We start from the raw sequence: 17,282 nt of genomic DNA, 5'->3' as shown, positions 1-17,282 counted from the left end.
ACCTCCTTCATTTTTATCATCCGGAACAAAAGAAAGTCATACTTTCTTCACTCTCAATATGAACCTGTGCCTTGCACAAATACAATTAACAACCATGGAGAGAATAATCAAAGAACGATCCACTCAGGTACACACAATAGGGACATCAGCCCACGATTTAGATTGTGAAAAGAAAAGCTTAGCCGGAAGTGTCAGCCAACGCGCCTGTGTTTTTTGCGGCTCGCGGGTTGTACTCTATCCCATTGCCGATGCTCTGCACCTGATTCACGGCCCCATAGGTTGTGCCACTTACACCTGGGATATCCGCGGCGCATTATCCTCCGGACCTCAATTGCACCGATTAAGTTTTTCGACCGATTTACGCGAACGCGATGTGGTTTTTGGCGGAGAACCAAAACTCTATACTGCACTTACTGAATTAATTGAAGCCTACAAACCCAAAGCTGCATTTGTCTACTCCACATGTATTGTAGGTGTTATCGGCGATGACGTTGAGGCAGTATGCCGAAAAGTATCCGCAGAACAAAAAATTGATGTACTGCCGGTTATGGCCGAAGGTTTTAAAGGCACAAAAAAAGATGGGTACAAAGCAGCCTGCGATGCTTTGGCCAAACTTGTTGGCACAGATAATGAATTTCAGGCACCTCCTTTCAGCATTAATATTTTAGGTGATTTTAATTTGGCCGGAGAGCTGTGGATGCTAAAAGAATATTACGAAAAAATTGGTGTAAACATCATTACCTGCCTTACGGGTGATGGCAGAATAAATGAAATTCGTCAGGCACACAAAGCCTCTATTAATGTGGTTCAATGCTCCGGCTCCATGATGCATCTGGCCAAAGAAATGGAAGAGAAATACGGCATTCCATTCATTAAAGTATCCTATTTTGGAATAGAAGATATGGCTGATGCCCTTTACGAAGTAGCCGGCTTTTTTAAGAATGAGGAAATGCTTCAAAAAGCAAAAGATTTAGTTTCAAAAGAAATTAAAACTTTACTACCTGCTTTGGCACCATTCAAAGAAAAATTACAAGGCAAAAAGGCCGCGATTTATGTTGGTGGTGCCTTTAAGGCAATCAGTCTGGTAAAAGCACTTCGATTGATTGGGATGAAAACCGTAATGGTAGGATCGCAAACCGGAAACAAAGACGATTACAATTTGCTTAAAAAATTGTGCGATGAAGGAACCATTATTGTTGATGATTCGAACCCAAACGAACTCTCCGAATTTGTAAAAGAAAAAGGCGTTGACCTTTTTATTGGTGGCGTAAAAGAACGTCCGATTGCTTACAAATTAGGAATCGGATTCTGCGATCACAATCACGAAAGAAAAGAAGCATTAGCTGGTTTCGAAGGCATGCTAAACTTTGCCAACGAGGTTTACGCCTCGGTTACGAGTCCTGTATGGAAATTCTTTAAACGCTAACACACATGGAAAAAATCCCAACATTATCATATATCAGACCATTTGTATCAACGCGAAATGCGTGTAAACTGTGCTCACCCTTGGGTGCCTGTATTGCTATAAAGGGCATTGAAGGTTGCGTTCCTGTAATTCACGGTTCTCAAGGGTGTGCCACCTACATTCGCCGTTACATGATTAGTCATTACAAAGAACCAGTAGATATTGCCTCTTCCAATTTTAGTGAAGAGACGACTATTTTCGGAGGAGAGGCGAATTTAAAAATTGCACTAACCAATGTTACTAATCAATATCAGCCAATGGCAATTGGCATTGCTACAACCTGCCTGAGCGAAACCATTGGGGAAGACGTTGCATCACAACTAAGTCACATAAGAAACGACAACACAAATTCCAATTTACCGAGTTTATTCACCGTTTCAACTCCAAGTTATCAGGGAACACACATGGACGGATTTCATGCAACAGTATTGGAAGTTGTCAAAAACTTTGCAAAAAAATTGCCATCTGCAGACAAAATCAATTTATTTCCTGGCTTTGTTTCCCCTGCAGACATTCGTCATCTCAAAGAAATTTTAATCGACTTTGATCTTAAAACTACAATTCTTCCCGATTACTCGGATACTTTGGACAACCCCGTTTGGGATCAATATTATCGTGTACCAAAGGGAGGAACTCCAATATCAGAGCTTGAGAAAATGGGCGAAGCATACGCCTCTATTGAATTGGGTGTTTTCACAGCAGTAAAACAAGGCGGGCAAAATGGTGGAACAGAAGTTAGCGGAGCATCGTGGCTGGAAAGTGAGCACAGCGTAAAAAACCACCAATGCCTTTTACCGATTGGCATGAGCAATAGTGATACTTTATTTGATATCCTAAGTAAAATAAGCGGGAAAGACATTCCTGTAAAATATAAAATGCAGCGAGGCCGTTTACTGGATTCCTATGCCGATGGACACAAATACATTTTTGGGAAAAAGGCTGTGGTTTACGGCGAAGAAGATTTAGTACTGGGCTTGTGTTCATTTCTCGATGAAATAGGAGTTGAAGTTGTCTTGGCAGCCTCGGGAGCAAACAGCGGAAAACTTCAAAAAGAAATCATCAAACATTGTCCGGAACATGGAAAAACCATCAAAGTAATTAGTGATTCTGATTTTGAACAAATCAATGAGGCGTGCAATACAATTAAACCCGATTTTCTAATCGGAAACAGCAAAGGAAATTACATTGCCGGCAATTTTAACGTCCCGCTGATAAGAGTCGGTTTCCCAATTCACGATCGAATTGGAGGACAACGAATTACTCTTCTTGGTTATCAGGGGACTCAGGAATTATTCGACAAGGTGGTAAATGCCATGATTGAATACAAACAAAATAATTCTCCTATCGGATATAAATACATGTAAAAGAGAGCATTTACAATTAATAAAGTTAAGAAATCTCACATAAAAGCCACATCATGAAAGATTTATCAACTCATCCTTGTTTTAACAAAGACGCACATCATAAATATGCCCGGGTACATTTGCCTGTAGCCCCAACATGCAATGTAAAATGCAACTACTGCAATCGAAAATTCGATTGTGTAAACGAAAGCAGACCCGGAGTTACCAGCAGCGTTCTGTCACCCGATCAGGCATTAAGCTATCTTATTAAATTGGTAAAAATAATGCCGGAGCTTAAAGTGGTGGGAATTGCAGGACCTGGCGATCCATTTGCCAATCCTACCCAAACCATGAAAACACTTCATTTGGTTCGGGATAACTTTCCGGATATGTTGCTTTGCCTATCTACAAATGGTTTAAATGTAGCATCGTATATCGATGAATTAAAAGAGCTGGACGTATCTCATGTTACAATCACATTGAACAGTTTGCGCCCCGAAACTTTGGCAAAAGTTTACAGTTGGGTACGACACGACAAAAGAGGATATTTTGGAGCTCAAGCCGGAGAATATCTACTTAAAAGACAATTGGAAGCAATTGCCAAACTAAAGGAAGCTGGCATTACCGTAAAGGTAAATACCATTATAATGCCGGGAATCAACGATCATGAGATTGCAGAAATTGCAGAAAAAATTGCAACACTTGGTGTGGATTTAATGAACACAATTCCATTGTTTCCGGTAAAAGATACCGCCATGGAGCACATGGAGGAACCTACTCCCGAATTCATGAAATCATTACGCAAAAAAGTAGAAGTATTTCTTCCGCCTATGTCACATTGCGCACGATGCAGGGCAGACGCAGCTGGATTACTCGGAAAAGATTCTGCAGAAGCGGCCAAGTTACTTTCTGAAACAGCTCTTCTTACAGTTGAAAAAGGAGAAGAAAGACCTTGTGTTGCAGTCACCTCTATGGAAGGAATTTTGGTGAATCAACATTTGGGTGAGGCAGACCGGATTCATGTTTTTCGCGAAACACCCAAAGGATACAAGCTTGTAAATGTTAGAGCAACTCCCGACACAGGACAAGGCGACTCCCGCTGGGAAAAACTAACGGAAACTTTGGCTGACTGCCGCGCAATTTTAGTTGGAGGCATAGGACCAAAACCATCAGGAATCCTAGGTCGAAGTGGGATTAAAGTGATCGAAATGAGCGGATTAATCGACCAAGGACTGGACTCGGTTTACAAAGGCACCGAACTACGTACTCTTTGTAAGGAAGACGTATTTAAATGCGGAACAGGATGTACAGGTTCTGCTACCGGATGTGGTTGATAAACATTCAAATTAACAATTAAAAACACATAAAATCTTTATCATCATGAAGAAACCTGATTATCACATTTTAGTTTGCAATTCATTTCGAATAGCCGGAGAAGCACAAGGATATTGTAATAAAAACGGATCAGTAGACATGGTTCAATACCTTATGGAAGAATGTGCAGACAGAGGACTTGATGCAACAGTTTCAACCACTGGCTGCCTTAATGTTTGCTCACAAGGTCCTGTAATGGTAATACATCCCAACAACTTATGGTATGGTGGTGTAACAACCGATCGCATCGATGAAATTCTGGATGCCCTGGAAGAAGGCGAAACGGTAGCCGAATATTTAATCGCAGAATAGGCTTATAATACAAAATCAGTAAATAAAAAATAACACCATGCACATCATTGATACAACTCTACGCGATGGAGAACAAGCTCCGGGAGTAGTTTTCTCTCTTGAAGAAAAGCTAAAAATTGCAGCTTTACTGGATGAGGCTGGTGTAAAAGAATTGGAAATAGGAACACCTGCCATATCCTTGGCGGATGAAGAAGATATCAGAATCATAAATGATCAAAGATTTCGTTTCAATGCCACCTGTTGGGCGCGAGCCTGTACGAGCGATCTGCAAGCCGCTGCCCGGACGGGTGTTTCAAGAATCAATATTTCCTTCCCGGTTTCAGCAATTCATCTGGCATCGATTGGAAAAGACCGGAACTGGATGCTCAGCTCACTGTCAACAATGGTTAAGCAAGCACAAAATATGTTTGCATTCGTTGCAGTAGGCGCACAAGATGCTTCCCGTTGTCAAACCGACCTTCTTGATGAATTTGTTTTTGCCGCTGAAAACCTAAAAGTAAACCGCATTCGATTGGCCGATACGGTAGGCATCATGAATCCCATGTCGGTTCAAAAACTATTTGAAAGATATCAACATTGTTTAGCAGGAACAGAACTGGAATTTCATGCTCACAATGACTTGGGAATGGCCACAGCAAATACCATTGCCGCTTTAAGTGCTGGTGCAGATTCTGTCTCTGTTACAGTTAACGGTCTTGGAGAACGGGCAGGCAATGCAGCCTTGGAAGAAGTGGTGGCAGCCATGGCTTTTTCTCTTTCAGAATCCAGTGGTATTAATCTGGAGAGCTGCATACAACTTTGCGAATTTGTAGAAAAGGCTTCCGGACGAAAAAACTCCGAATCAAAACCCATTTCGGGCAAGAAAGTTTACAGTCATGAATCTGGTATTCATTGCAGCAGTTTACTTAAAGATCCATTAAGTTACCACGCTTTTGATCCACAATCAATCGGACAAAAAAGTCAATTTATTATAGGCAAACACTCTGGATTGGCTGTTCTTAAAGATGCATTAAAAAAAATGGGAATTCATTTAAACGACAAACAAAGCCAATTATTTATTGAAGCTGTGAAAAAGCTCTCAACCAGAAAAAAATCAGGACTAAATAGTAATGAATTACAACAATTGTACAATAACCTATTTTGCTGCACAAATTAATTTCAACACAAAAGTACCGAATCAGAAGACAGACATACAAAAGTCAATTCAGTAGTAATATGTGGTAAATTAGGTTACTGCCAGGCTTCTTGTAAAAAGGAAGTTTGGCAGTTTTTTTCTGATTAGAAAATCTCCATCTATTCTACCGATGTCTTAAAACGCTTATCAGATTTCAATGTTATATGCTTCTCATCCCACTTTCGATCTAACCAACCTGATTTTACATGTTCGCGATTATCAAACTGTCCAAAAAACGGTTTAATATCCAACAATGGAGTGCCATCCAAAACATCAGCATCCTCAATATGAATAATATTTCCATTTACACCAATCAATTTCACGGTTGAGATACCTATTGCATTTGGTCTGCGAGGCGAACGTGTTGCAAAAACACCATGTTCTTCTGTATCCATAAATGGAATTATTTTTAATTTGTAATCTATCACTTTATGCAAGTGATAAATAAGTATTACATGAGAAAATTCTTCCAAATCCTTTAATCCATCAACAAATTCATCATTTAAAACAATACTGGCCTTTACCCCTTTCGCTCCCATTGGCTGTATCGGCATATTTTCAAGAGTCTTATAGGAAGTCTGAACTACTCCAATGGATTCAAATTTTATTTCGGTCATGCTTACAATTTTAAAACGAACACTAAATTTAACAATTCTCAGCAATACAAAAGAGATTGCCCCCGATAAACGAAACAACCTCTTTTGTATGCTAAATCTGTTTTAATTATTACAGATTAAATCTCATTATCCGAAGAATTCTGATCTATTCAAATTCGTCACTATTTACTTCCATTTCTGCAATTGGTTTTAAATGTGCAGGAATCTCTTCATTAAGCTCATCGCTAAAATATGGGAATACATCCATTAATGGACTTTCTGAAATTGCAGGAATTTCAAAAGGAACAATCATTGTACTTAAACACTCTTCCAAAAACTCATAAGCCTGCTTTACATTATTAGCCTGAGTAAGCATATATTGAGTCGCTTTTTTCTCTTTACCGGAGGCTTCATCAACATCTACAAAGGAAACCTTCGCCTTAAACCAACGATCACCATTCTCATTTGGATACAATTCTGTCACATTCGATTTACTGATGTTTGTAACGTTAAAATCTCCGCTGATCATTTGTTCCAATTCCTTGTGAATTCTTGCCTCAGCCTCTGTAAAAGATACAGCATCAACTAAATATGGCTCAGACACCTTTCTTTCCTTACCAGATGCTTCATCAATTTTCACATATTTTACTTTGCACTCGAACCAATTATTTGTCATCATATTCTATTATTTTTTTTTGATTAACAAAGATAAAATAATCATCGGCTTATTATCGTCAGATTAAAAAAACAAAGGGAATAACTTTTCAGTTATTCCCTTTTTGTAGCGAGAGGCGGGCTTGAACCGCCGACCTCGTGATTATGAATCACGCGCTCTAACCAGCTGAGCTACCTCGCCGTTTTTGCTGGATTGCGGTGCAAATATAATTGCATTTTAGTTCTAAAAAAAATCTTTTAATTGGAAATTGAATCAAGCTTAGGTTTAAATAGGGCAAACTATCTCAATTACAGAAATATTACACTTAAAATTTATTTTATTTTTTTTCAAAAAAGCATATAATCCTTACTCAATTAAAAAAACAGGCCTAAAATATGAACCAATTTCGTATCTAAAAGTAGTCTGCCTGCCACAATTTAATTGCAAAGCAGCCTCCTCCCGTTAAAGTATCTAAATATCCTGATTCAAATCAATTCTCGAAGACTGAAAATACATCAGAATCAAATCCCATTTGGTTCTGCATTTAAATAAACAACAAAGGGAATAACTCTTCAGTCATTCCCTTTTTGTAGCGAGAGGCGGGCTTGAACCGCCGACCTCGTGATTATGAATCACGCGCTCTAACCAGCTGAGCTACCTCGCCGTTTTTCTAACGAGGTGCAAATATAAAATCCTTTTTCATTTAAAAAAAATCCACACCCATTTTTTTCTGAAAAGTTTAGAATTGCAATCTCTAAAATTTATTTCTTAAATTTTGCTTATATTACTAAAATTAAACTGTTGAAAAATAAAGAATACTGAACAATATGAAAATCCGGTAAGTTTTAATCCTGTTTTTTTTTATTCCATATTCTTAAGTATCTTGCGAAAAATTTCAGTAGTAACTTACAATTCACGTTTTTAGTTAGAAAAAATCCAGTATTTTGGGTTATATGAAAAAACTATTGACTTGTATAAATGGTTTTTTACATATTTACATCTAATTATTTTACTAATTCAAAGCCCGTCCAATGCAACAATTTGAACTCGAATATGTGCTCCATGCCTCACCGAAAGTAATTTACGATAGATTAAGCAGTGCCAGTGGATTATCAGAATGGTTTGCTGATGATGTTAATCAAAAAGGAAAAATTTTTACTTTCATTTGGGAAGGCTCCGAACAACAAGCAGAATTAATTCAAAAAAAAGACAATCGTCTGATTCGTTTTCATTGGCTGGACAGCGAAGACGATGAAAGTTTCTTCGAATTCAAAATTGAAATAGATGCTTTAACCAACGATTTATCTCTAATCATTACAGATTATGCTGAAGAAGATGAGATTGATGAAGGGATAGAATTATGGGACTCTCAGATTTCAGAGCTAAAACAAGTTTTAGGTATCTAATTTTTTAACACTCCACATTTACGAAACCTAATTAAAATACCTTATTTTTGTATTCCTCAAGACCAGTCTCATCGTGTTATTGGTCTTGTTTTGTATGGAACAAATCGTGAAGTTTCAACAAACGTGATTTACTAATCTGGTTGAAAGATATTTTAGATTCCATTTATCAACCAAAATGGCAAGGAATGAAAAGATTGCATTCATTTATTTTAAAAAGCTTTTTAGGGCCTCTGGCATTTACCTTTTTCGTCTGCATGTTTGTGTTACTCATGCAATTTTTATGGCGCTACATAGATGAATTGGTAGGAAAAGGTCTGGACTGGACTGTTATTGCAGAATTTCTATTTTATGTTTCTGCGACTTTAGTGCCCATGGCACTTCCTTTGGCTATTCTCTTAGCCTCCATAATGACCTTCGGCAATATGGGTGAAAATTACGAACTTATAGCGATGAAAGCGGCTGGAATATCCTTACAAAGGATCATGAAACCATTAACCATTCTAATTATCCTGATTAGTTTAGGTGCGTTCTATTTCTCCAACAATATAATGCCTGTTGCTTCCCTTAAAACTACAACCTTACTGCGCGATATTAAAAGACAAAACCCTGAATTAATTCTTAAGGAAGGAATATTCACGAACGACTTACCAAAATTTAGTGTTAAGGTTGGAAAAATAGATAAAAACACAGGAATGATGTATGATCTTTTGATCTATGATCATCGTGAAAATCTAGGAAATACTGATGTAACTGTAGCCGATTCGGGAACTATGGTAACTTCTGCCGACAAGCTAACCATGAATCTTACGCTGTATAGTGGTAATATTTATCAGGAAGTAAAACAAAAACCCCGAAACAGAAACAAAAATCATCCTTCCCGAAGAATAAAATTCAGAGTATTTAAACAAAATATTTCGTTGCCGGGCACAGATTTAAAGAGAACTGATGAAAATGTTTACAAAAACAGTTACAGAATGCTGAATTTGGGACAATTGGTAAATCAGGAAGACTCTCTTGAACTCAACCTAAAAAAGGAAAAAGATAACTTTACTAAAAGTTTGCTTGCCAGACATTATTTTCAAAAAGAACCTAAGAACTTATTAAAGGACTCAATAAAATCCGTCTTGATTACAGAAAAGATACAAGATGCTGATTCCCTGTTCAATAAACTTTCCTTATCAAAAAAGCTTACTACAATTAGTTATGCTTTAAACAAAGGCAGAAAAGCCCGTGAGAATATTTCCAGAAAAGATGGCGAATTTTCCGGCCAAATTAAATGGATTAGAAAATACACCAACGAATGGCATCGTAAATTCACTTTGCCTTTTGCCTGCTTTATCTTTTTCTTTATTGGAGCTCCTCTTGGAGCAATTATCCGTAAAGGAGGATTGGGTATGCCGGTAATTATCTCGATTTTATTTTTTATTGTATACTACATTATTTCGATGACAGCAGAACGTTTTTCAAAAGAATTGGTTCTTGAACCGGTTTGGGGCATGTGGATGTCTTCACTAATCGTTCTGCCTTTAGGAATAATTCTTACTTATAAGGCAACAACCGACTCCGCGGTATTCAATATTGAGAATTATATTGATTTCTTTAAGAAAATTAATCCTCTTAAATTTTTCAAGAAAAAAAATGCATAAACTATCCCTCATTTTAGGATTACTTTTTATTCTTATATCGGGTTCCTGCAACACATCAGAGCCCCCACAGAATAAGGAAGTAGATGAATTCATTAATAAATGGCACAAAGCTGCGGCCAAGGCCGATTTGACATCCTATTTTGATATGATGAGTGAAAATGCCATTTACATTGGCACAGATGCAGGTGAACGCTGGACTAAAAAAGAATTTTTCACATTCTGCGAACCTCACTTTTTAAAAGGAAAAACCTGGGATTTTAAACCTTTCAACCGACAAATATATTTCTCCGACGATAACAAAACCATCTGGTTTGATGAATTGCTAAACACATGGATGGGAGTTTGCCGCGGATCGGGTATTATTGTTCTTGAAAATGGAAAACTTAAAATTTCACACTATCATCTTTCAGTCACTATTAAGAATGAAAAGATGAACGAATTCTTACTAATCAATCAAGAATAGCATGTTCGACGACTTAAAACCAGATATTGATTATACAATGAGTCCCGACGGATATCGAATACTTTCGAAAAAGTATTTGACGGAAAGAGGATATTGCTGTGGAAACGGATGCAAAAACTGCCCCTATTTCCCAAAACACAACAAAGGAAACAGAACATTAAAAGAGTAAGGAATTATGAATAAACTTCGAATTGTATACATGGGGACACCCGATTTTGCTGTTGCTCCTCTTGAAGCCTTACTAAATGCAGGATGCAATGTTGTTGGTGTAATTACAAATCCTGACAAACCTGCCGGCAGAGGTCAACAAATTCAGGAAGCTGCCGTGAAAAAATTCGCGGTAGAAAAAGGGCTGAAAATTCTTCAGCCGGAAAAATTTCGAAATGAAGAATTTCTGGAAGAATTAAAAGCATTAAAAGCTGACCTTCAAGTAGTAGTTGCATTTAAAATGCTTCCTGAAATGGTATGGAACATACCAAAATACGGAACGTTAAACCTTCACGCATCACTTCTTCCTCAGTACAGAGGCGCTGCGCCGATCAATTGGGCTATTATTAACGGAGACAAAGAAACAGGTGTTTCAACCTTCCTGCTTCAGCATAAAATTGATACCGGTAATATCCTGTTTCAGGAAAAAATTCTGATTGGAGATAATGATAACGTAGAAGTTATTCATGATAAATTAATGACTGTTGGTTCTGAACTGGTTGTTAAAACTGTTCATGCCATAGAAGCAGGAGAATATCCTCAGATCCCTCAGGAAAATTTATCTGATGAAGTAATTGCATTAAAATCGGCACCAAAAATTTTCAAAGAAGATTGTAAAATTGATTGGACTAAAGATTTGGACTCTATTCATAACCTAATTCGCGGATTAAGCCCTTACCCGGCATCATGGACCGAGTTGATTCCTAATGAAGCAGGAAAAGCAATTGGACTTAAAGTTTTCACAACAGAAAAAGAAAAAACAAATCACAGTGAAGAAATTGGCCGTATCGTTACCGATGGCAAATCCTATTTAAAAGTAGCAGTAAACGGAGGTTTTATTTCCATTAAAATGTTGCAGCAGGCAGGTAAAAAACGAATGAAAACTGAGGATTTCCTCCGAGGATTTCAACAAATAAAGAACTATCATTTATAATATACAAGGAAGCTGTTTCAGCTTCCTTTTTTTACGCTCACCAAATAAAAAAGCAGACTCCCCAATTATTCTTTTATTTTCGAAAACATTTTCGTAAATTCTCTATAGCTCTAATTTGGTTTTCAACAAGTTAAATTCCCGATTAGATTATATTCACACTGCTGCCGGAATACTATTCTCATCCTCTCACCTCTTCCCCATAGAGACTATATTCTTTTGCGCCTCATCATGTGCCAATTCTGCATTTTAATATGCTATAATATTTACCTACATAAACTTATAATTTATGATAACGCGCATTTTTGACTTACTGGAGAATTACAGAAAAAACTTTCCGGACAAAAGAGATGCCTTTGCTAAAAAAGAAAAAGACGGATGGATACCGTTTTCAACTGAGCAATACCTTACTTATTCGGATTATATTAGCTATGCTCTGCTGGAAAATGGCATTAAAAAGAATGATTGCGTTATTACAATAACCAACAACAGACCTGAATGGAATTTTGTTGATATGGGTCTGGCACAAATTGGCGCTGTGCATGTCCCCTTATATCCAACAATAAATACCAAAAGTTACGATTACATTATTCTGCAATGTCAGCCCGTTGTCATTTTTGTGGCTAATCATGTGTTATATGAAAAGATCGCACCTCTGCTAAGCAATCATCCATCAGTAAAGTTTGTGTATTCATTTGAAAAAATAAAATCAGTTGCTCACTGGAGCCGCTTACTGGAAACTGGCGAAAATGCTGAAAACAAAATGCAAAAAGAGCTGTTGGCGATAAAAGATAGTATCCAGCCTGATGACTTGGCAACCATCATTTATACATCCGGAACTACAGGAAATCCTAAAGGTGTTATGCTTTCCCACAACAATTTTATAAGTAATGTTTTGGCGTCTGCTGCCAGTTTAAATTTAGATTCATCTCACAAAACTTTGAGTTTTCTGCCAATTAACCATGTTTACGAACGAATGGTAAATTACCAGTATCAATACAAAGGAATTAGTATTTATTACGCCGAAAGCATGGATACCATTGGTGACAATTTACGTGAACTAATGCCTCATGGTTTTGCGACAGTTCCTCGTTTGCTCGAAAAAGTATACGATAAAATCATGGCAAAGGGGAAAAGTCAGCCTTTTTTAAAGAAAGCAATTTTCCTATGGGCTGTTAACCTCGGCCAAAAATATGAGTTGAATAGGGCAAATGGCTGGTGGTATGAATTCAAATTGAAAATTGCCCGTAAACTGGTTTTCAGCAAATGGCAGGAAGCCTTAGGCGGAAATATCAAATTCATGTGCTCTGGAGGTGCCCCTTTGCAAGTTCGTTTAGAGCGGCTTTTTTGGGCTGCGGGAATTCCTGTTCAAGAGGGATATGGGCTGACGGAAACATCACCAATTATCTCGGCAAATCAGAATTCTTATCCTAACGTGAGGTTTGGTACTGTGGGACCGGTATTAAAAGGTGTAGAAGTTAAAATTGCGGAGGATGGTGAGATTTTGGTCCGGGGACCGAACGTAATGCTTGGCTACTACAAAAATCCGGAATTAACAAAGGAAGTTCTGGAAGAAGATGGTTGGTTTCATACGGGAGATATTGGTTGTTGGGAGGATGAACGTTTTTTAAAAATTACTGATCGAAAAAAAGAAATGTTTAAAACATCCGGAGGAATATATATTGCTCCGCAGGAAATTGAAAACAGACTTAAAGAATCTCCATTTATTGATCAAAGTATTGTTTGTGGTGAATTTAAAAGATTCCCTTCCGTAATCATTTCACCTGACTTTGTATTTCTAAAAGAATATTGCAGACGTAAGAAAATACCATTTGAGAGTGCTGATCAGATCATTTACAACCAGAAAATTCAAGTTCGTATCTGGAAAGAAATTCAAAAAATGAATGTTAATCTGGATCGTCCGAAAAAAATTAAAAGTTTCAGATTGGTTCCTCATGTTTGGACTCCTGAAACAGGAGAACTCTCGCCTACTCTAAAGCTAAAGCGTACCGTTTTAAAAATTAAATATCAGTTAATAATTGAAGAAATATATTCCTAACACACACTTAAAATACTATATATGCATCGTAAAATAAGGAAAGTTGCCGTTTTGGGAGCCGGTGTTATGGGAGCCCAAATCGCATGTCATTTTGCAAATGTTGGTCTGGAAGTTCTTTTGCTGGATATGCCTTCAAAAGAATTAAATGCTGAAGAAGAAAAAGCAGGTTACACTCTTGAACATCCTAAAGTAAGGAATCGAATTGTAAACCAAATGCTTGGGAAAACATTAAAAATGAACCCAGCCCCTTTGTATCTAAAAAGTTTTGCAAAACGAATTTTAACCGGAAATTTTGAAGATGATCTTCATAGAATTCAAGATTGTGATTGGACAATTGAAGTAATCATCGAAAATTTAGGAATCAAACAAAAATTATATACCCGCATTGAGGAATTTAGAAAAGCAGGTTCCTTAATTACAAGCAATACTTCAGGAATTCCAATTGAAATGTTATTGGAAGGAAGATCGGATGATTTTAAACAATCATTCTGCGGTACGCATTTTTTTAATCCGCCAAGATATCTCAAACTTCTGGAGATCATTCCTTCAAAACACACTTCACAGGAAGTAATCGGTTTCCTTACCGAATTTGGAGAAAGGCATCTGGGAAAAACAGTAGTGATTTGTAAAGATACACCTGCCTTTATTGCCAACAGAATTGGAGTGTATTCCATGATGTCGGTATTTCATCTGATGAAAGAATTCGACCTTTCGGTGGAAGAAACAGATAAGCTAACCGGCCCGATTATCGGAAGACCAAAATCGGCCACATTCCGCACCTGCGATGTTGTTGGTTTGGATACTTTGGTTCTCGTGGCTCAAAACCTGAAAAAAGCACTTGTTCATGATGAATCAAAAGATGTTTTTGAGATTCCTGATTTCATTCAAAAATTAATGGAAAACCAATGGCTGGGTTCAAAAACCGGACAAGGCTTTTATAAAAAGATCAAAAATGAAGAAGGAATCAGTGAAATCCTTAGTCTGAACTTATCCAGCTTTGAATATCAGAGCAAACAACAAATAAAATTTGCAGAATTTGAGGCTGCCAAGGCCATTCCTCATCTCAACAACAGATTTAAACTGCTGTTAAAAGGAGAAGGGAAAGTCAGTCAATTCTACCGCAAATTATTTTTGGGATTGTTTGCCTACGTATCAAATCGAATCCCTGAAATATCAAATGAAATTTACAAGATTGATGAAGCCATATGCACAGGTTTTGCATGGGAAATGGGGCCGTTCGAAATATGGGATGCTCTGGGATTGAAAAAGACCATTCCCATGATGGAAGAACTGGGATATAAACCGGCAGACTGGATTTATAAAATGGCAGAAAAAGATCAGAAATTCTATCAGCTTAAAGCTGGAAACAAACAATACTTTGATGTTGGTTCTGAAAATTACATGACCATCCCGGGAACGGAAGAATTGGTCGTGCTCAACAATCTTCGCCCTACTCACAGCATATGGAGCAACGAAGGCTGTAGTATTATCGATTTGGGTGATGGCGTTATTAATCTGGAATTCCACACCAAAATGAATACCATTGGAAGTGAGATTATTCAGGGAATTAGCAAAGCCATTGAGCTGGCCGAAACAGAATACAAAGCACTGATCATCTCCAACGAAGGGGAAAACTTCTCTGCCGGAGCAAATATCGGTCTGGTATTTATGCTGGCCATCGAACAGGAGTTCGAAGAACTGGACATGGTTGTCCGAACCTTTCAAAATACCATGCTGAAACTGAAATATGCATCAGTTCCGGTAATTACAGCTCCTCATGGAATGACTTTAGGCGGCGGATGCGAAGTCTGCATGCATTCCGATAAGGTGATTGCTCATGCCGAAACCTATATGGGATTGGTTGAATTGGGCGTAGGCGTAATTCCTGCGGGCGGAGGCACCAAAGAATTTGCCTATCGCCTTTCGAAAGAAATGGCTGCAGATGACATTAGAACCAACCGTTTCCGGGATAAATTTTTGACTATCGGACAAGCAAAAGTATCTACATCAGGGTACGAGGCCTTCGAATTGGGATACCTGCGAAAAGATGTTGATGAAGTGATTGTGAGCAGAAAGCACCAGTTGCTTTACGCTAAAAAAACAGCTCTGCTGATGTGCGAAAAAGGCTACACTCCTCCTCTGCCTGCCAAAGACATTCGAGTATTAGGTGCAGAAGGGCTGGCCTTGGTTTATTCGGGAGCCGACGGAATGGAAGTTGGCAATTACATTTCGGAGTACGATAAATATCTATCTATTGAACTTGGGAAAGTATTGAGTGGTGGAGAACTGAGCGAACCTTCAGAAGTTTCGGAGAACTACATACTGAATTTGGAACGTATTGCTTTTGTGAAACTATGTCAGCAAAAGAAAACCCTGGAGCGAATGCAAAGTCTGCTGCAAAAAGGCAAAATTCTTCGAAACTGATAACTGATAACTGATAACTGAAATTTATGAACGCATATATAGTAGCCGCCTACCGAAGCCCTGTAGGCAAAGCAAAAAAAGGAAATCTTAGATTCATTCGTCCCGATGATTTGGCGGCCCAGGTAGTGCAGCGGATCATGACAGAAATTCCAAATTTGGATGCTGCAATGGTGGATGATGTAATTGTTGGAAATGCAACTCCTGAAGCAGAACAAGGATTAAATGTTGGCCGTATGATTGCCCTGTTGGGATTGGACAATGTGCAGGTTCCGGGAATGACCGTGAACCGGTATTGCTCATCGGGATTGGAGAGCATTGCCATTGCGGCTTCGAAAATTGAGGCCGGTCTGGCCGATTGCATCTTTGCCGGTGGTGTTGAAATGATGTCGCTGATGCCCATGGGCGGATGGCGCTTGGTGCCCAATTTGGGAATTGCAAAATCGCACCCCGACTGGTACTGGAACATGGGAATTACCGCCGAAGCCCTGCAGGTGAAATACAACATATCCCGCAAAGAGCAGGATGAATTTGCATTTCACTCTCACCGAAAAGCGCTGGAAGCACAGGCTCATAATCGTTTTGCGGACGAAATTGTCCCCATTCACGTGCTGGAGACTTTTGTAAATGGACAGGACAAAGCACAAACCAAAGAACACATGATTAATGTGGACGAAGGACCTAGATTGGGAACAACTGAGGAAGCCCTGAATAAATTAAGACCTGTTTTTGCTCAGGGGGGAAGTGTTACCGCAGGCAACTCATCGCAGACCTCGGATGGTGCGGCATTTGTTTTGGTGGTATCCGAAAAAATGCTGAAACAGCTGAATGTTGAACCAATAGCCCGCTTTGTTTCCTATTCTGTTGCAGGAGTGGAACCCAAACACATGGGGATTGGTCCGGTAGAGGCCATTCCTAAGGTTTTAAAACGCTCAGGTTTATCAATGAATCAAATAGAACAGATTGAGCTAAATGAAGCCTTCGCAGTACAGGCACTTGCCGTGATAAAAGAATTGAACCTGAATCCTGAAATCATCAATGTAAATGGTGGTGCCATTGCTCTTGGCCATCCGCTTGGCTGCACAGGTACAAAATTATCCGTGCAGCTGCTTCACGAAATGAAAAAGCGCAGGCAAAAATACGGCATGGTTACCATGTGTATTGGGTCGGGACAAGGAGCTGCGGGGATTTTTGAGATGCTATAAAACTACCCCCAACCCCCTAGGGGCT

The 17,282-nt window shown here is 38.5% G+C and carries 15 protein-coding genes and 2 tRNA genes; 13 read left to right on the top strand and 4 right to left on the bottom strand.

All coding sequences use genetic code 11. The features are described from left to right. Nucleotides 1-94: 94 nt before the first annotated feature. Genes nifE through ACHZAX_RS03155 form a run of 5 tightly spaced genes read left to right on the top strand, consistent with a single transcriptional unit; the run spans nucleotide 95 to nucleotide 5,650 of the window. Nucleotides 95-1,426 (top strand): nitrogenase iron-molybdenum cofactor biosynthesis protein NifE, encoded by a 1,332-nt coding sequence (nifE, locus tag ACHZAX_RS03175; protein WP_320017993.1) that lies wholly within the window; start codon nucleotides 95-97, stop codon nucleotides 1,424-1,426. 5 nt (nucleotides 1,427-1,431) lie between these two features. Next, entirely contained in the window at nucleotides 1,432-2,829 is a 1,398-nt protein-coding gene (locus tag ACHZAX_RS03170) for a nitrogenase component 1 (RefSeq protein WP_320017992.1), read from the top strand. A 53-nt stretch (nucleotides 2,830-2,882) separates the two neighbouring features. Then, nucleotides 2,883-4,142, top strand: coding sequence for a radical SAM protein (locus ACHZAX_RS03165; protein WP_320017991.1), 1,260 nt, complete (start codon nucleotides 2,883-2,885; stop codon nucleotides 4,140-4,142). Nucleotides 4,143-4,188: 46 nt separating this feature from the next. Further along, a complete protein-coding gene (locus tag ACHZAX_RS03160) occupies nucleotides 4,189-4,494 on the top strand; it encodes a (2Fe-2S) ferredoxin domain-containing protein (RefSeq protein ID WP_320017990.1) in 306 nt (101 codons plus the stop codon). A gap of 37 nt (nucleotides 4,495-4,531) precedes the next feature. Then, entirely contained in the window at nucleotides 4,532-5,650 is a 1,119-nt protein-coding gene (locus tag ACHZAX_RS03155) for a homocitrate synthase/isopropylmalate synthase family protein (RefSeq protein ID WP_320017989.1), read from the top strand. A 137-nt stretch (nucleotides 5,651-5,787) separates the two neighbouring features. Here ACHZAX_RS03155 and tsaA read toward each other — a convergent pair whose 3' ends face one another. The 4 genes from tsaA to ACHZAX_RS03135 form a co-directional block, all read right to left on the bottom strand. Continuing rightward, nucleotides 5,788-6,285: a tRNA (N6-threonylcarbamoyladenosine(37)-N6)-methyltransferase TrmO gene (gene tsaA / locus ACHZAX_RS03150; protein WP_320017988.1), complete on the bottom strand. Its 498-nt coding sequence runs from the start codon at nucleotides 6,283-6,285 to the stop codon at nucleotides 5,788-5,790. A 145-nt stretch (nucleotides 6,286-6,430) separates the two neighbouring features. After that, nucleotides 6,431-6,943, bottom strand: coding sequence for a DUF4494 domain-containing protein (locus tag ACHZAX_RS03145; protein ID WP_245870355.1), 513 nt, complete (start codon nucleotides 6,941-6,943; stop codon nucleotides 6,431-6,433). Nucleotides 6,944-7,046: 103 nt separating this feature from the next. Beyond that, nucleotides 7,047-7,120: transfer RNA gene (locus ACHZAX_RS03140), tRNA-Met, on the bottom strand. 389 nt (nucleotides 7,121-7,509) lie between these two features. Further along, a tRNA-Met gene (locus ACHZAX_RS03135) sits at nucleotides 7,510-7,583 on the bottom strand. A gap of 367 nt (nucleotides 7,584-7,950) precedes the next feature. Here ACHZAX_RS03135 and ACHZAX_RS03130 point away from each other — a divergent pair. From ACHZAX_RS03130 to ACHZAX_RS03095, 8 genes are all read left to right on the top strand, one after another. Further along, nucleotides 7,951-8,325: an START-like domain-containing protein gene (locus ACHZAX_RS03130; RefSeq protein WP_101311379.1), complete on the top strand. Its 375-nt coding sequence runs from the start codon at nucleotides 7,951-7,953 to the stop codon at nucleotides 8,323-8,325. 185 nt (nucleotides 8,326-8,510) lie between these two features. Further along, nucleotides 8,511-9,971 carry an LptF/LptG family permease gene (locus ACHZAX_RS03125; protein WP_320017987.1) on the top strand — a complete coding sequence of 487 codons (1,461 nt, stop codon included), beginning with the start codon at nucleotides 8,511-8,513 and terminating at the stop codon, nucleotides 9,969-9,971. Continuing rightward, on the top strand, nucleotides 9,964-10,434 hold the full coding sequence (locus tag ACHZAX_RS03120) for a nuclear transport factor 2 family protein (RefSeq protein WP_320017986.1): 471 nt from the start codon (nucleotides 9,964-9,966) through the stop codon (nucleotides 10,432-10,434). The genes ACHZAX_RS03125 and ACHZAX_RS03120 overlap by 8 nt, the downstream gene beginning before the upstream one ends. Before the next feature lies 1 nt (nucleotide 10,435). Beyond that, entirely contained in the window at nucleotides 10,436-10,603 is a 168-nt protein-coding gene (locus ACHZAX_RS03115; protein WP_180327393.1) for a DUF5522 domain-containing protein, read from the top strand. Nucleotides 10,604-10,609: 6 nt separating this feature from the next. Further along, nucleotides 10,610-11,575 (top strand): methionyl-tRNA formyltransferase, encoded by a 966-nt coding sequence (gene fmt, locus ACHZAX_RS03110; protein ID WP_320017985.1) that lies wholly within the window; start codon nucleotides 10,610-10,612, stop codon nucleotides 11,573-11,575. A gap of 286 nt (nucleotides 11,576-11,861) precedes the next feature. Then, the gene (locus ACHZAX_RS03105) at nucleotides 11,862-13,631 is read left to right on the top strand and encodes an AMP-dependent synthetase/ligase (protein ID WP_320017984.1); all 1,770 of its coding nucleotides are present in this window, start codon (nucleotides 11,862-11,864) and stop codon (nucleotides 13,629-13,631) included. 21 nt (nucleotides 13,632-13,652) lie between these two features. Further along, nucleotides 13,653-16,055 (top strand): 3-hydroxyacyl-CoA dehydrogenase/enoyl-CoA hydratase family protein, encoded by a 2,403-nt coding sequence (locus ACHZAX_RS03100; RefSeq protein ID WP_320017983.1) that lies wholly within the window; start codon nucleotides 13,653-13,655, stop codon nucleotides 16,053-16,055. 26 nt (nucleotides 16,056-16,081) lie between these two features. Continuing rightward, on the top strand, nucleotides 16,082-17,257 hold the full coding sequence (locus ACHZAX_RS03095; RefSeq protein WP_320017982.1) for an acetyl-CoA C-acyltransferase: 1,176 nt from the start codon (nucleotides 16,082-16,084) through the stop codon (nucleotides 17,255-17,257). The last annotated feature ends 25 nt before the right edge of the window (nucleotides 17,258-17,282 follow it).

Origin of the sequence: Labilibaculum manganireducens (assembly GCF_963665805.2) — a bacterium.
GTDB classification, from domain to species: Bacteria; Bacteroidota; Bacteroidia; order Bacteroidales; family Marinifilaceae; genus Labilibaculum; species Labilibaculum manganireducens.
This window is presented reverse-complemented; position numbering and strand designations above follow the sequence as displayed.

Bases quoted from the DNA above. Each gene is read 5' to 3' on its own strand.
- ACHZAX_RS03145 (WP_245870355.1), bottom strand. From the start codon at position 6,943: ATGATGACAAATAATTGGTTCGAGTGCAAAGTAAAATATGTGAAAATT.
- ACHZAX_RS03100 (WP_320017983.1), top strand. From the start codon at position 13,653: ATGCATCGTAAAATAAGGAAAGTTGCCGTTTTGGGAGCCGGTGTTATG.
- ACHZAX_RS03105 (WP_320017984.1), top strand. From the start codon at position 11,862: ATGATAACGCGCATTTTTGACTTACTGGAGAATTACAGAAAAAACTTT.
- ACHZAX_RS03160 (WP_320017990.1), top strand. From the start codon at position 4,189: ATGAAGAAACCTGATTATCACATTTTAGTTTGCAATTCATTTCGAATA.
- ACHZAX_RS03165 (WP_320017991.1), top strand. From the start codon at position 2,883: ATGAAAGATTTATCAACTCATCCTTGTTTTAACAAAGACGCACATCAT.
- tsaA (WP_320017988.1), bottom strand. From the start codon at position 6,285: ATGACCGAAATAAAATTTGAATCCATTGGAGTAGTTCAGACTTCCTAT.
- ACHZAX_RS03130 (WP_101311379.1), top strand. From the start codon at position 7,951: ATGCAACAATTTGAACTCGAATATGTGCTCCATGCCTCACCGAAAGTA.
- ACHZAX_RS03155 (WP_320017989.1), top strand. From the start codon at position 4,532: ATGCACATCATTGATACAACTCTACGCGATGGAGAACAAGCTCCGGGA.
- ACHZAX_RS03115 (WP_180327393.1), top strand. From the start codon at position 10,436: ATGTTCGACGACTTAAAACCAGATATTGATTATACAATGAGTCCCGAC.
- ACHZAX_RS03095 (WP_320017982.1), top strand. From the start codon at position 16,082: ATGAACGCATATATAGTAGCCGCCTACCGAAGCCCTGTAGGCAAAGCA.
- ACHZAX_RS03125 (WP_320017987.1), top strand. From the start codon at position 8,511: ATGAAAAGATTGCATTCATTTATTTTAAAAAGCTTTTTAGGGCCTCTG.
- fmt (WP_320017985.1), top strand. From the start codon at position 10,610: ATGAATAAACTTCGAATTGTATACATGGGGACACCCGATTTTGCTGTT.
- ACHZAX_RS03170 (WP_320017992.1), top strand. From the start codon at position 1,432: ATGGAAAAAATCCCAACATTATCATATATCAGACCATTTGTATCAACG.
- ACHZAX_RS03120 (WP_320017986.1), top strand. From the start codon at position 9,964: ATGCATAAACTATCCCTCATTTTAGGATTACTTTTTATTCTTATATCG.
- nifE (WP_320017993.1), top strand. From the start codon at position 95: ATGGAGAGAATAATCAAAGAACGATCCACTCAGGTACACACAATAGGG.